Origin of the sequence: Streptomyces sp. WAC 04229 (assembly GCF_003947455.1) — a bacterium.
GTDB lineage: Bacteria > Actinomycetota > Actinomycetes > Streptomycetales > Streptomycetaceae > Streptomyces.
Genome location: NZ_QHJH01000047.1, coordinates 1 through 14,122 on the forward strand (window position 1 = coordinate 1; position 14,122 = coordinate 14,122).

Below are 14,122 nucleotides of genomic sequence, written 5' to 3' on the forward strand. Positions count from 1 at the left end.
CCGCTCCCCCTCCGTCGCGCCCCTGGCCCCCTGACGAGGCGGACGCCGACGGCGACGCCGACGTGCTGGGCGTCGGGCTCTCCTTCCCCGGTTTCGACGGGGAGGCCGCGGGGTCGGCCGGCGCCGAGGCGGAGGCCGGGACGGAGGAGGCCGGACCGGCGCCCGCCTCCGCATCCGAGTCGGTGGCATGGGGCAGGAGTTGGACGGCGATGGTGCTCGCGGCGCCGACCACGACCGGGATCACGGCGAACAGGACGCGCGTACGGCGTCGGCGCTCGCGCCGCTCCGGCTCGGCGGCGGCGACGGCGGGCGGCACGACGGGCACCGCGTCAGGCACCGCTTCGGGCACCTCGGCGCGCAGGTCCGCCGCGTCCGGGACCGTCTCGGCGAAGGCGGCGCGCCCGGCCAGTCGTCCGGTGACGGACTCCGGCCACAACGGCGGTGTGAACGGCCCGTGCCGGTCGGTGATGTCGACCAGTTCGGCGGCGGTCGGCCGTCCCTCGTGATCCTTGTCCAGGCAGGCGGCGACCACGTCGGCGAGGTCCGGATCCAGCTCGCGTACGGCGCCGAGGTCGGGTTCCTCGTGCACGATCCGGTAGAGGACGGCGTGCCCGGACTCCTCGCCGAAGGGCGGCCGGCCGGTCGCCGCGTAGGCGAGGACGGAGCCGAGCGCGAACACGTCGACGGCACCGGACGAACTCCCGGCCCCCGACGCCTGTTCGGGCGACATGTAGGCGGGCGTGCCGACCACCATGCCGGTGCGGGTGAGCCGGCTCTGCTCGGCGGCGCGGGCCACCCCGAAGTCGATGAGGGTGAGGCCGTCGAGGGTGAGCATCACGTTGGACGGCTTGAGGTCCCGGTGCACCATGTCCATCGCGTGCACCGCCGCCAGCCCCGATGCGGCCTCGCGGAGCAGCAGCCACAGCGCGTCGGCGGGCAGCGGGCCCCCGTGGACGCCGACCGCCTCGTTCAGGGTGAGCCCCGGGACGTAGGCGGTGGCGAACCACGGCGGACTGGCGGTGCGGTCGCCCGCGAGGAGCGGCGCGGTCGCCCGTGCGGGTAAGCGCGCGAGGTTGTCCAGCTCGTGTCCGAAGCGGCGCAGGAAGTCCTTGTCCTCGGCGACGATCGAGGGCAGCAGCTGCTTGACGGCGGCGTACCGCCCGTCGTGGACGCCGAGGTAGACGCGGCCCATGCCGCCCGCGCCGAGACGTCCGATCAGCGGGATCGGCCCGATCCGCCGCGGGTCCTCGTCCTCCAGTGGCTCGGCACCGCTGCCGTCCAGCTCCAACACGCCTGCCCCGTCTCCCCGTTGCCCTGCCGACCGCAGACCCGCGGCCCGCCCGCTCCCCTCCTGGATCCGGGCGGACGCGCGCGTCCGACGTGGGACAGTCTGAGCCAGGAGGACGTAGAATTGGAAGTGCTTTCTAGAAAATGATTCTAGAACGGCATCGAGCACCAGCCCCGGCACGGACGACGAGAACGGCCTGACCATGAGCCCCAAGCAGCACCGCGGTGAGGTCACCTCCGACCGGCTCCTGGAAGCCGCGCTGCGCCTCTACACGGAGTCGGGCGAACAGGGCGTCACCGTCACCGCCGTCACCCGGACCAGCGGCGTCAGCCTCGGCAGCCTGTACCACCACTTCGGCAGCCTGGACGGCCTGCTCACGGCCCTCACGGAACGCTGGACGGGCAGGCTGATGGGGCAGTTGGTCACCGCGCTGATCGCCACGGAGGGCGCACGGGCCGGGATCCGGGCGGTGGTGGAGGCGTACCTCGCCTTCGTCCGCGACCATCCCGGCGCGGCCCTGCTCCTCCACTCCCCCTACGCCGACGAGCGCATGATGCCGAGGGCCCGGGAGACGCTGGAGGCGCAGGCGCCGCCCGTGTCGGCGTTCGCCGCGTGGGCCCAGCCGCACATCGCCTCCGGTGAACTGGCCCCGCTGCCCCAGCCCGTGCTGGAGTCCCTGGTCCTGGGCCCGGTCGTGGCCGTCGCCCGCCGCCACGTCGCCGGCATCCGGGACCTGGACCTGGAGGAGGCGGCACAGGTGCTGCCGGACCGGATCTGGCGCTCGATCAGCGCGGGCGGGGAGTAGGGCGGACGGGGAGCAGACGGGGCGGCTTGTCCCCCGGGGGAGCTACACGCAGGTGTCCACCGCGGGGTGACGATCGCGGACGGCCCCGTCCATAGAGTCTTCAGCAGTCGCCGAGCACGACAGGTCGACGGAGGCGGAACCGAGGCCGCCGGAGGCCGAACCGAGGCCGCCCGAGGCCTACGGACGCCGACGGAGAAACCCCACTCACCCGCTGCCCCACCCCCACCATGCCTGCTGGAGGCCCTCATGTTCCGCACCCTCGCCAAGGCCACCGCCGCCATCGCCGTGGTCTGCACCGTCGCCGGTGCGGGACTCGTCCTCAACGAGGAGTACGCCAAGGCCACCACCGGCACCGCGTCCGAGGCCGCCTCGAAGGGAGCCACCTTCACCGGCACGAAGAAGCTCCGCGTCGACGGCCACACGGTCAACGTCTCCTGCTCCGGCAAGGCCGACGACGCTGGCCAGCCCTTGGTGGTGCTGATGGCCGGCGGCGGCGAGGGCCTGGACAACATGGCCCCCCTCCAGAAGACGGTGAGCGGGACGAACCGCGTCTGCTCCTACGACCGCCTCGGCGAGGGCGCCAGCGACAAGCCCGCCCCGGGCACCCTGCAGACCATGGACGACACCGGCAGGCTCCTCACCAAGGTCCTCGACCGCCTCGCCGGCGACCGCCCCGTCGTCCTGGCCGGCCACTCCCTCGGCGGCTACATCGCCGCCCGCTACACCCCTCACCACACCGACCGCGTCAAGGGCCTCGTCCTCCTCGACGCCACCATCCCCCACCTCACCCGCGACATGAACCGCACCATCCCCGCCGACGCCACCGGCATCCCCGCCCAGGTCCGCGCCGGCGCCCTCGCCGTCAACGAGGGCCAGAACCCGGAGCAGTTCGTCATCGCCGACGGCCGGGTCCGCTCCGCGGGCCGCATCCCGGTCGAGATCCTCAAGCACGAGTCCCAGTACGCCGAGGTCCCCCAGTACGGCCCCGCCCTGGAGCGCATGTGGGCCGAGGGCCAGCACGAATGGCGCGCCCTCTCCACCCGCAGCCACCTCACCACCGCCAAGGGCACCGGCCACTACATCCACACCGACCGCCCCGACCTCGCCCTCAAGGCCATCAAGAAGGTCACCCGCCGGGCAGCGCATCAGCGCTGACCCTCAGACCGGCCCCGGGCCGTGGCCTCCCCTGCCACGGCCCGGGGTCTTCGGCGTCGGGTCACTCGTCCTCGAAGACCGCCTCGGCGCTGGGTGCGGTGACGGCGCGGGCGAGCCAGTGGCGGAGGATGTCGGGATCAGCGCACTCGGTGATGCGGACGCGGACGTGGTCGGGGACCTCGAGGCCACGCTGCTCGAGGACCAGCAGGACATCCTCGGCACCACGCTGCGCCCGGCCCTGTTCGAGGCCCTGTGCACGACCTTCGTCGCGGAGTTCCTCGGAGATGTAGGACTTGTAGAAGGAGAGGTCCGCGGCCACCAGGTTCCTCCAGAGGTGCTTGGCCGGGCGGTTGCCCAGTCCATGGGCGGTGAATTCGACGATGGGGTCCGCGACGTCCTGGGGCGCGTCCCGCAATGCGGTGGACAGGGCCTTCAGTATCGCATTGACGACCGGTTCCGCAGCGTGCGTGATGGCCGACAGGCTGGCCAGCACGAGGTCGGCGCGGGCCTCGTCAGGGTCAGTGATCACTGGCATGTTGTGCGGGCCGGCGACCAGGGGGCGCAGGGTGAGGGTGGGTAGCTGGTCCGGTCCGCTGCATACCGGTTGCTGGGCCCATTTCGCGGTGCCGTGGTCCTGACAGACTACGAGGAGTGCCGTGGGCAGCCGGTACTTCGTCCACAGGTACGAGACGTAGTAAGCCCAGCTCGCGGGCTTGTCCGGGTCCTTCTTGCCCGGGGCCTCGACGGCCAGGAGGAAGGCGCCCTGCTCTGCCGTCTCGAAGCGCAGGAGCGTGTCCACGCGGCGTTCGACGGGACTGGCCTCGGTGAGGTCGGTCGGGAGAGCGGTCGCTCCGATGGGCCTGGGGATGTCGACCCCGAGGAACCGCGAGACGCGACTGAAGAGCCCGGGGTCGTGCTGGAAGATGCGGTGCATCGCCTCGTGGGGCGGGCTGACCATGGGATTCCTTGGTGGTTCTGGGGTGCAGGGCAGCAGCTGTCCGGCAGCCGCGGCGGTGGCTTTCCGTGTCGGGGCGGTCCCGTAAGCCGCGGTCGCAGCGGTCGCAGTTCCGGAGCGCGTGTCGAGCGGGGCCCGGCCGACATATGCCAGCGGTTGTTGCCCTGCGCGTAAGGGAGTTGAAGGCTCCGACATCCGGCTCACCCGACGATGTTCACCCAGGCGAGTGAGTCGACGTCGTGGGCGGGAGGGGCGAGAGCTCGGTGAGGTTCTTCTTCCCCATCGTTTCCGGGAGTTACCGCCAGCCGGACGCCTGACGACCCGGCAGCCGGGTGCCGACGATCACCGCGAGGTCCGGGGCGAGGCGGAGTTCGGTGGAGCGCAGGGCGGGGTGGTCGAGCCAGTGCAGGCGGGGGTGGTCTGGGGCGCCGTCGAAGAGGGGTGGCCAGGTGGTGGCCGGGGTGAAGTCGTCGACCACCAGCGTGCCCCCGGGGGTGAGGAGCCGGGAGGGGTCGGCCGCGTCGTCCCCCTTGGCCTGGCCGCCGCCGTCGAGCACGAGCAGGTCGTACGGGCCGTGTTCCTCGACGCGCCGCCAGTCGCCGTGCAGGATCTCGACCCGGGGGTGGTCCCGGAAGACGGACGCGGCGACGCCGGCCCGCTCCGGGTCGCGTTCGACGCTGAGCAGCCGGACACCCGGGCGGGCGCCGGAGGCCAGCCACGCCAGGCCCACGCCGCAGCCCGTGCCCGTCTCCGCGATGGCCTGCGGTGCGCCCGCCGCCAGCAGGTGGAGGAGGCGCCCCTGTTCCGGTCGGCAGGAGAAGGCGAAGCCGTGGGCTCGGGCCGCCGCCACGGCGCGGGCGACCAGTGCCGGCAGGGTGGGGTCGTCGCCCCGGTAGGCGTCCGTCCCCTGAAGTGACATGTCCCGCATTATGACCTCACCCTGGCTGCCGTACCGCCGTTCGAAAGGCCATCCGTTCCGTTGAACCGTGGCGACACGGCCGGTGTGCGGTCGTAAAAACGGCATTCCCTTGGTCGGGTCTGTTACATCTGCGAACGGAGACCCCTCGTGCGAATGACCGACATCCACCGCTGCGAGATCCGGCCCGGGCGCCTCGTCGAGTGGACGCTCAGTGCCAGGACGCTCGACCTCGCGGCGGCGCTGCCCGAGGACGCGCGACCACCCGCCTATATCCAGGAGTCGCACATCCGCACGGCCCGGTCGGTGCGCGAGGACGGGCTGTTCGTGCCGACCTGGCTCGGCACCGCCTTCGACATCCCCGGCCCGGTCGACCTCGACGTGCTCCAGGAGGCGCTGCGCGCCTGGACCCTGCGGCACGAGACCCTGCGCAGCGGTTTCCGGTGGGGCGGCGAGAGCGGTGACGACATGCGGCGGTTCACCCTCGACGCTGACTCCGTGTCCCTGCACCGCGAGGACGTCGGCGACTTCCCGGACGCGACCGTCCTCGCCCGCCACCTCCAGGACCGCTTCGACCGGGTCGCGGACGCGCTGCGCTGGCCCAACCTCATCTATACGGCGGTCGTCCGCGAGGACGGCGTCAGCGTCTACATGGCCTTCGACCACAGCAACGTCGACGCGTACTCGATCTACCGGATCCCCGCCGAGGTGGGCGAGTTGTACGCGGCCGGCGTCGCGGGCCGGACCGTGCCGCGGTCCCGCGTCGGCTCCTACGTCGACTTCTGCGAGGCCGAGCGGGCCGACGCGGACCGGATCGACGGCACCCACGACATCGTCGCCCGCTGGCGGGAGTTCATCCGGCGGTGCGACGGTCGGCTGCCGTCCTTCCCCGTCGACCTCGGGGTCGAGCCGGGCGCCGCCCTGCCCGAACAGCACATGCTGCGCGAGCCGTTGGTGGACGCGGAGGACGCCGCCGCCTTCGAGGCGTACTGCCGCCCGTACGGCGGCAGCCTGGTCGGTGTGCTCGCCGCGACCGCCCTGATCGTCCACGAGATCGGCGGCGAGCCGGTCTACCGCACCGTCGTCCCCTTCCACACCCGCTCCCGGTCCCAGTGGTCGGAGTCCGTCGGCTGGTACGTGGGCGGCGCCCCGATCGAGGTCCCGGTGGACCGGGCCCACGACTTCCCGAGCGCCCTGCGCACCGTACGCGCCGAACTCCAGGCCAACCGGCGGCTGTCCCGCATGCCGATCGACCGGGTGCTGCGCCTGCTCGGCACGGACTTCCGGCCGACCTCGCCCGACCTGTACTCGATCGTCTCGTACGTCGACGCCCGCGACGTCCCCGGCGCCGGCCACTGGCCGGACCAGTCGGCGTACGCCCTGCTCCGGGTCTCGTACGGCGACCAGGTGTGCGCGTGGGTCACCCGGCTCCCCGAGGGCCTCTGGTTCGCCAGCCGCTATCCGGACACCGACGTGGCGCACAAGAACCTGCGGCTGTACGTCGAACGCCTGCGGGACGTCATCTCGGGCGTGGCCCGCTCGGGCCCGGTACCGAGGGCCCCTAGCCGCGGGTGAGGGAGACCCGCCCCGCGTGCAGGCGTCCGTCGCCGCCGTCGAAGTACACCCGGTCTCCGGCCACGGCTGCGTCGGGGTTGCCGGTCGACAGACGCGTCTCGGCCCGGGACTCGCCGGTGCGTACGTCGGCGGCGTGCAGCGTGCCCGTTTCCTCGCTGAAGAGCACCGAGCCGTCCAGCAGGCCGTGCAGCTCCGGTTCGCCGTCGGTGTGCGCGGTCCAGAGCGGTCTGCCGGAGCCGGCGGCGACCGCGTGCACGTCCCCGGGGCCGCTGGTTCCGGTGCCGTCGCCGGTGCCGCCGAGGACCACGCCGTCGGCGACGACGATCGGTTCCAGCCACTCGGCGGTCTGCAGGTCCGGTGCGTAGGTCCACCGCCGGGTGCCGCGGCGGGCATCGACGGCGTGCAGGTCGCCGCGGCTGTCGCCGGCGTAGACCGTGCCCCCCGACACCTTGACCGCCGTCACGTCGCTGCCGTACTCCTCCTGCACGGGGTAGCGCCATCGCTGCTCACCGGTGTCCGCGTCCAGGGCGTAGGGGTAGCTGCCCTCCCTGTCCCACATCCCGCCGTAGAGCATCCCGTCCGCCACCGCGAGCGCGTCGGAGAGGCCGTACTGGACCGGCCTGGTCCACTTCAGCCGCCCGGTGGCCGCGTCCAGCGCGGACACGGCGTACGCGGCGTAGTCGTCGGAACCCTCGGGCAGGTCGTACATGGTGTTCACGTACACGGTCCCGCCGGTCACGACGACACGCAGGTACACGCTCCACGTCGTGCCGGGCGGCGCGTGTGCCTCCGCGTCCACGCTCCAGACACGCTTGCCGCTGTGCAGAGCGATGCCATGGATCGTGCCGCTTCCCCGGCCGGAGGCCACCACCAGGCCGTCGTGCACGCCCTCGAAGTTCAACGCGTCCGGATCGTCGTACGTCCACACGGCATCTCCGCTGCCGGCGTCGAGCGCGTGCAGCCGGCCGTCCTGGCTGCGGCCGACCACCTTGTCGTCGGCGGCCACCGACTGCCAGAGGTCCACGTCGGACGGCCACAGTTCACGCACCGACAGCTGTCTCGCAGCGGCCGTCGGCCCGGCCGGACTCCCGGCGTCGCCGCCCCCACCCGACGGGCCGGAGAGGACACGGGGCAGGAGCAGGCCGGCGGCGAGCGCCAGCACGACGAGCGTGCCCGCGCCGGCCAGCACCGCCGTACGCCGCCGCCGGACCACTCCGCGCAGCCTGGCGGCGTACGAGGGCCGGGCGGGCGGTACGCCGAGCCGTGCCGTGGCGACGGCGGTCGGCGGCGCGCCCACGGTGACCGTCGGCAGCTCAGGGTCCGCCGTGACCGTGGTGGGCTCTTCCTCCGGCAGCACGTCCGCGCGCAGCGTGGCGACGTCCGCGGCGACCGCCGGGGGCAGCCACCCGGCCGCGGAGAACGTGCCGCGGATTCCGTCGGGCGCCTCCCACCGGCCGAGTTCCGCGAGCAGGTCCGGCACCTCGGGCCGCCGACGCGGGTCCTTGGCCAGACACCGGGCGGCCACGTCGGCCAGTTCGGGCGGGAGGCCCGTCAGGTCCGGGTCCTCGTGGACGACGCGGTAGTTGACGTTGAACGGCAGTCCTCCGCCGAACGGCCCGCTCCCCGTCGCCGCGAACACCAGCAGCGCGCCCAGCGCGAACACGTCACCCGCGGCCCCCGCCTCACCTCCGACCAGTTGCTCGGGCGGGAGGTAGCCGGGGCTGCCGACCACGGCTCCGGTGGTGGTCAGCCTGGTGTCGTCGGCGGCCACCGAGATCCCGAAGTCGATCACCCGGGGGCCGTCCGGTGCCAGCAGCACGTTGGACGGCTTCAGGTCCCGGTGCACCACGCCGGCGTGGTGGATCGCCGCCAGCGCCTCCGCAAGCCCGGCCCCCAGGGCCCGTACGGACGGCTCGGGCCAGGGGCCGTGCGCGGCGACCGCCCTGCCCAGCGGGACGCCGGGCACGTAGCCGGTGGCGAGCCACGGCAGGTCCCCGTCCGGGTCCGCGTCGGCCACGGGCGCGGTGAAGGGCCCCCTCACCCGCCGTGCCGCCGCGACCTCCCGCCCGAAGCGCCGCCGGAAGGCGGGGTCCTCGGCCAGTTCCTCGTGCACCACCTTCACGGCGGTCGCCCGGCCGCCCGGGGATCTGGCCAGGTACACCCGGCCCATCCCGCCCGAGCCGAGCCGTGCCGCGATCCGGTACGGGCCGACCCGTTCGGGATCCCCCGCCTCCAGCGGTGTGAACGCCTGCACTCCGCCCCCTCCTCACCCGTCGCCGTCCAGGACCTGTGCGGTGCCGGTCAGGTCGTGGCCCGGTAGGCCGTCAACCGGCTGACACGCTCGACGTACACGGTGCTCCCGACGAGCCAGAGGTCTTCGCCCTCACCCACGATCAGCCGTTCCCGCCACCGGAGGTCTCCGCCGCGGGTGTCCAGCGCACTCAGGTACCCGTCGGAGTCGTGGGTGAGGACGGTGCCGTCCACCACCGTCAGGGCCGTCACCTCGTCGGCGGTCCTCTTCTTCCGCCACCGTGGCCGGCCGGTGTCCGCGTCGAAGGCGGACACGTAGGCGTCGTTCTCGAAGTACACGGTCCCGTCGACCACTTCGGGCCGGCTCGCTCCCTCTCCGAGTCTGCCGTCCCACAGCTCCCCCTCGAAGGCACGGCGCCACACCTCGTCGCCCGACTCCAGGTCGACGGCGTACAGGCTGCCGTCCACGGTGCCGAAGTATGCCTTGCCGTTCGCCACGGCGGGCAGCGTCTGCGCGTCGCTGTCGCCCTCGTAGGTCCACTTCCGCTTGCGCGTGCCGGTGTCGACGGCGATCAGCTTCCTCCCGTCGTGTACCAGGACCGTGCCACCGGACACGGTCAGACCCCGGGTCGTCCCACTGCCGAACGTGTGGTGCCACAGCGCCTTCCCCGTCCTGGTGTCGAGGACGTAGAAGACCCCGGGCAGGTGCGCGTAGGCGGCACCGTCCTCCGCGACCGGGGCGGGGTGGAAGGAGTGGTCGTAGTACTTCCAGAGCGGCTCGCCGTTGTCCGCGTCCAGGGCGTACAGGTACCTTCCGCTCCCGTAGTACAGCTGGCCACCCGAGACCGCGGTGACCTCGACACCGTCGCCCACGATCTCCTTGAGGTAGTCCTCGTCCTCGGGGCGGATCTCCGTGAACGCCACCGGGCCGCCCCAGCGCTCCGAGCCGTCGGTCCCGGACAACGCCGTGATCTCGTGGCGGTCCTCGTTCTGGAGATAGACCGTCGCCTGCGTCGTCACGGCCGTCCGCTGGCCCTTCTCCAGGGGGCGCTCCCAGAGTTCCCCGATCTTCGAAGGTTCGGCGGGCGGTCGGTCGTCCCTGCCGGCGGCCACCTTCCACACCACGGTGCCCGTCACGGCGACGGCCACCGCGGTCGCCGTGGCGAGGACCGTCCGCAGGCGGCGGCGCCGGGGGCGCGGCGGGGCGGTGACGGCGGAGGATTGCGGCACGGTGTCCCCTGCTCCGGGCAGCGGCTCGGTGGGCACCTGCGCCCGCATCCGTGCGGCCGAGTCGGCGACCGGACCCGGCAGCCACCCGGCGCGCTCCGCGTGCCCCAGTTCGCCCAGCAGCCACGACAGCGCGGGCCGCTCAAGCGGGTCCTTCGCCAGGCACCTGCCCACCACGTCCGTGAGCGCGGGCGCCAGGCCCCTCAGGTCGGGGTCCTGGTGGACCACACGGTAGTTGACCGCATGGGCCGCGCCGCCGCCGAACGGGCCGACGCCCGCGGCCGCGTAGGCCAGCACCGCCACCAGCGCGAACACGTCACCTGCCGGTCCGGCCTTCTCGTGGCGCAACTGCTCGGGCGGATGAAGCCGGGGGTGCCGATGACCATGCCGGTCCCGGTGAGCGTACTGTCACCGGCCGCCGCCGCGATGCCGAAGTCGATCACCCTGGGGCCGTCCGGCGCCAGCAGGACGTTGGACGGCTTCAGGTCGCGGTGCACGAGGTCCACCGCGTGTACGGCGGTCAGCGCCTCGGCCAGGGCGGCGCCGAGACGGCGTACCGCCGGCTCGGGCCACGGCCCGTGGCGGGCCACCGCGTCCGCGAGCGACGGCCCGGGGACGTACTCGGTGGCCAGCCAGGCCGGACTGCCCTCAGGGTCGGCGTCGACCACCTCGGCGGTGAAACAGCCCGTCACCCGCCGTGCCGCCGCCACCTCACGGACGAAGCGCTGCCGGAACCGCTCGTCCCGCAGCAGTGCCTCGCGCACCACCTTGACGGCCACCGCGTGACCGCCCGGCGAACGGCCCAGATACACCCGCCCCATGCCGCCCTGGCCGAGGCGGGACAGCAGCCGGTACGGGCCCACCCGCTCCGGGTCCCCCGCGGTCAACGGTAACGACGCCACCGGCCCTCCCCGTCCGGCCCGTCGCCTCAACGGGCCCTCCCTGCACCGGACTCCGGGTAACACCTCCACGGTTCCCGCTCGGCACACCGGCCACCCCGGTACGGCGGACTCTCCCCGGAAACCTCACGTCTCCGGACGGCACACGAAAGGCCGGTCCCGATGACCTGGGTCACGGGAACCGGCCTTTCGCGGCGCCTCGGTCAGAAGCCCACCGACTGGAGGGTGCCCAGGCCCACGTCCGCGTAGGAGTGCTTGCCGGAGACGAAGATGTTGACGCCGTAGTAGTTGAACAGCCAGCATCCGAAGGCGATCAGGGCCAGGTAGGCGGCCTTGCGGCCCTTCCAGCCGGCGGTGGCGCGGGCGTGCAGGTAGCCGGCGTAGGCGACCCAGGTGATGAAGGACCAGGTCTCCTTGGGGTCCCAGCCCCAGTAGCGGCCCCAGGCGTCGCCCGCCCAGATGGCGCCCGCGATGATCGTGAACGTCCACAGCGGGAAGACGGCGGCGTTGACGCGGTAGGCGAACTTGTCGAGGGAGGCGGCGGAGGGCAGCCGGTCCAGGACCGAGTCGGCGAAGCGGCCGGGCGTGCCGCCGGAGGCGAGCTTGTTCTCGAACGAGTCCTTGAAGAGGTACAGGATCGTCGAGACCGCGCCCACGTAGAAGACCGCGCCGCAGAAGATCGCCGTGGAGACGTGGATGTACAGCCAGTACGAGTGCAGGGCCGGGACGAGCTGGTCGCTGGCGGTGTAGAGGACCGTGACCGCGAGGCCGAGGTCGAGCAGGACCGTGGTGATCAGGGGCAGGCCCAGCCAGCGGACGTTCTTCTTCAGGGCGAGCAGCGCCAGGTACACGCCGGTGGCGACCGTCGTGAACGTGATGTTGAACTCGTACATGTTGCCCCACGGCGCCCGCTGCACCGACAGCGCGCGGGTGAGGACGCCGCCCGCCTCGATCGCGAAGGCGAGGAGGGTGAGCGAGATGGCGATCCGCCCGTACAGGTCGCCCTGCACGGTGCCGCCGTGCGCGCCGGGCCCGTCGGGCACGTCGCGGGAGCCGGAGGCGGCGCGGACGACGACCTCGGGGCGTTCCAGTACGGCGGTGCCGCCGGCCTTGTTCACGGTGACGGCCGGCCCGCCCTTGGCCGTGGCCGCCTTGGTGGTGTCCGTGGCGGTCAGCGCGGCGGCGGTACGGCCGACCTTGCTGCGGCTGCCGAAGAGCCACTCGGCGATGTACGCGAAGAAGGCCAGGGTGTAGACGGCCATCGACGAGTAGATCAGCGTGTTGCTGACGTTCGCCAGATTCTCGTTGGTCGCGGCGGCGAGATTCACTTCTCAGCCCCTTCGGCAGGTACGGCGTGGGTGTCGGTGGAGTCCGGGGAATCGGGGGTGTCGTCGTCGTTCTGCGGCGCGTCCGGTGCCCGGTCGTAGAGGACCCCGGCCAGGTCGCCCAGTTCCTCGGGGACCTTCGCGGACTCGCTGCGGCCGAGGCCCGCCATCTCGACGACCGTGACGCCGTCGGCGCCGCGCACGGCCCGCACCCAGACGCGGCGGCGCTGGATGAACAGGGAGCCCGCCAGGCCGAGGATGGCGACGACGGCGCCGCCGAGCGCCCAGCCGCTGCCGGGCTGCTGTGTGACCTGGAAGCCGGCCCACTCGTGGATGCCGTTGAAGGTGACCGAGCCGGCGCCGTTCGGGAGGGTCATGGTCTCGCCGACCTTCAGCTGCTTCTTGAACAGCTTGCCGTCGGAGCCCTTGAACTCCTTCAGGTTGGTCTTGTCGAGCTGGTAGATGCTCTGCGGGAAGCCCGCGTCGACGCCGAGGTCGCCGTGGTAGGCGGAGAGCGCGAGCATCGGGTTGATCAGCGCCGGGAAGGTGGAGAGCATCGTGCTGCCCTTGCCGCCGTACGTCGGCAGGAAGAACGCGTTGAAGCCGAGCTGCTCCTTGACGCCCTTCGCGTTGCGGTAGCCGTCCATGACCTTGATGGCGCCGGAGGACGTGACGTTGGAGTCCAGCGGCAGCAGGGCCACGGCCTGCTTGTCCATCACGACGTCGCCCTTGGCGTCCTTGACGGTGACGACGGGGGCGTAGCCGTGGCTGACGAGGTAGACCTTGGAGCCCTCGATCTCCAGCGGCTTGTTGACCTTGATGGTCTTGGTCTTCTCGGCGCCGTCCGCGCCCTCGCTGTAGGTGACGTGGGCCTCGTAGATCCGCGGGGTGCCGCGGTTGGGGCCGGTCGGCTCGTAGGTGCCGCGGAAGTTCTTCAGCGAGAAGCTGAACGGGTCGAGCTGGTCCTGGTCGAAGAGGTTCCCGGACTTGAAGTCGTCGTACTGGGTGAGGGTGTTGGCGAAGCCGTCGCCCTCCAGGATCAGCTTGTTGCCCTCGTACTTGAACAGCTGGCCCCACGCGAAGGCGATCAGCATCACGATCAGCGCGATGTGGAAGGCGAGGTTGCCGACCTCCCGCAGGTAGCCCTTCTCGGCCGCGACGGCGTCGCCGACGGCGTGCGCGCGGAAGCGGCGCTTCTTCAGCAGCGTCAGCGCGGCCTCGCGGACCTCCTCGGGCTCGGCCCCGGTGCGCCAGCTGGTGTAGGCGGGCAGCCGGTCCAGGCGGCGGGGGGCGCCGGGCGGGCGGCCGCGGAGCTGGCCGACGAACTGCCAGGTGCGCGGGACGATGCAGCCGATGAGGGAGACGAACAGCAGGATGTAGATCGCGGAGAACCACACCGAGCTGTAGACGTGGAAGAGGCCGAGCTTGTCGTAGACCGGCGCCAGGATGTCGTGGTTCTGGCGGAACTCCTCGACCTTCATCGCGTCGACGCCGTCCTGCGGGATCAGCGACCCGGGGATCGCGCCCAGGGAGAGCAGCAGGAGCAGCAGCAGCGCGACGCGCATCGAGGTGAGCTGGCGCCAGAACCAGCGGGCCCAGCCGATCACGCCGAGCGAGGGGAGGTTCGGGGCCTCCTCCTTCGGCGCGGTGGAGAGCTGGGAGCCGGCGGCGCCGAGGTCTCCGTCCTCGGTGGCTGTCGGGGTCTCGCCCGTTGTCGTCTTGCTCAT

The 14,122-nt window shown here is 72.5% G+C and carries 11 protein-coding genes; 3 read left to right on the forward strand and 8 right to left on the reverse strand.

Annotated features, from left to right (window positions below):
* A partial coding sequence (locus DMH12_RS15535) for a serine/threonine-protein kinase (protein WP_148107527.1) occupies positions 1 to 1,291 on the reverse strand: 1,291 nt, incomplete at its 3' end.
* A 199-nt stretch (positions 1,292 to 1,490) separates the two neighbouring features.
* Between DMH12_RS15535 and DMH12_RS15540 the strand changes: the two genes are divergently transcribed.
* Complete coding sequence (locus DMH12_RS15540) at positions 1,491 to 2,093, forward strand: TetR/AcrR family transcriptional regulator (RefSeq protein WP_125492167.1); 603 nt, start codon at positions 1,491 to 1,493, stop codon at positions 2,091 to 2,093.
* Between the two features lie 246 nt (positions 2,094 to 2,339).
* A complete protein-coding gene (locus DMH12_RS15545; protein ID WP_125492168.1) occupies positions 2,340 to 3,248 on the forward strand; it encodes an alpha/beta fold hydrolase in 909 nt (302 codons plus the stop codon).
* 61 nt (positions 3,249 to 3,309) lie between these two features.
* Here the strand turns inward: DMH12_RS15545 and DMH12_RS15550 are convergent, their stop codons facing one another.
* Entirely contained in the window at positions 3,310 to 4,206 is an 897-nt protein-coding gene (locus DMH12_RS15550; RefSeq protein ID WP_125492169.1) for a hypothetical protein, read from the reverse strand.
* A gap of 292 nt (positions 4,207 to 4,498) precedes the next feature.
* Entirely contained in the window at positions 4,499 to 5,122 is a 624-nt protein-coding gene (locus DMH12_RS15560; RefSeq protein WP_185832334.1) for an O-methyltransferase, read from the reverse strand.
* Between the two features lie 147 nt (positions 5,123 to 5,269).
* On the opposite strand from DMH12_RS15560, the gene DMH12_RS15565 reads away from it, so the two are divergent.
* Positions 5,270 to 6,694: a condensation domain-containing protein gene (locus DMH12_RS15565; protein ID WP_125492171.1), complete on the forward strand. Its 1,425-nt coding sequence runs from the start codon at positions 5,270 to 5,272 to the stop codon at positions 6,692 to 6,694.
* Here DMH12_RS15565 and DMH12_RS15570 read toward each other — a convergent pair.
* The 5 genes from DMH12_RS15570 to DMH12_RS15595 form a co-directional block, all read right to left on the reverse strand.
* Positions 6,681 to 8,948 (reverse strand): protein kinase domain-containing protein, encoded by a 2,268-nt coding sequence (locus tag DMH12_RS15570; protein WP_125492172.1) that lies wholly within the window; start codon positions 8,946 to 8,948, stop codon positions 6,681 to 6,683. The two genes, DMH12_RS15565 and DMH12_RS15570, sit on opposite strands and share 14 nt — an antisense overlap.
* A 47-nt stretch (positions 8,949 to 8,995) precedes the next feature.
* The gene (locus DMH12_RS15575) at positions 8,996 to 10,486 is read right to left on the reverse strand and encodes a PQQ-binding-like beta-propeller repeat protein (RefSeq protein WP_125492173.1); all 1,491 of its coding nucleotides are present in this window, start codon (positions 10,484 to 10,486) and stop codon (positions 8,996 to 8,998) included.
* Entirely contained in the window at positions 10,375 to 11,073 is a 699-nt protein-coding gene (locus DMH12_RS15580) for a serine/threonine-protein kinase (protein ID WP_148107528.1), read from the reverse strand. The genes DMH12_RS15575 and DMH12_RS15580 overlap by 112 nt, the downstream gene beginning before the upstream one ends.
* 200 nt (positions 11,074 to 11,273) lie before the next feature.
* A complete protein-coding gene (gene ccsB / locus DMH12_RS15590) occupies positions 11,274 to 12,398 on the reverse strand; it encodes a c-type cytochrome biogenesis protein CcsB (protein WP_125492176.1) in 1,125 nt (374 codons plus the stop codon).
* Positions 12,395 to 14,122, reverse strand: coding sequence for a cytochrome c biogenesis protein ResB (locus tag DMH12_RS15595; RefSeq protein ID WP_125492177.1), 1,728 nt, complete (start codon positions 14,120 to 14,122; stop codon positions 12,395 to 12,397). The genes ccsB and DMH12_RS15595 overlap by 4 nt, the downstream gene beginning before the upstream one ends.

What these genes read in the sequence shown, in the direction of transcription:
- DMH12_RS15545 (WP_125492168.1), top strand. Translation starts at nt 2,340, where the DNA reads ATGTTCCGCACCCTCGCCAAGGCCACCGCCGCCATCGCCGTGGTCTGC.
- DMH12_RS15540 (WP_125492167.1), top strand. Translation starts at nt 1,491, where the DNA reads ATGAGCCCCAAGCAGCACCGCGGTGAGGTCACCTCCGACCGGCTCCTG.
- DMH12_RS15550 (WP_125492169.1), bottom strand. Translation starts at nt 4,206, where the DNA reads ATGGTCAGCCCGCCCCACGAGGCGATGCACCGCATCTTCCAGCACGAC.
- DMH12_RS15560 (WP_185832334.1), bottom strand. Translation starts at nt 5,122, where the DNA reads ATGTCACTTCAGGGGACGGACGCCTACCGGGGCGACGACCCCACCCTG.
- DMH12_RS15595 (WP_125492177.1), bottom strand. Translation starts at nt 14,122, where the DNA reads ATGAGCAAGACGACAACGGGCGAGACCCCGACAGCCACCGAGGACGGA.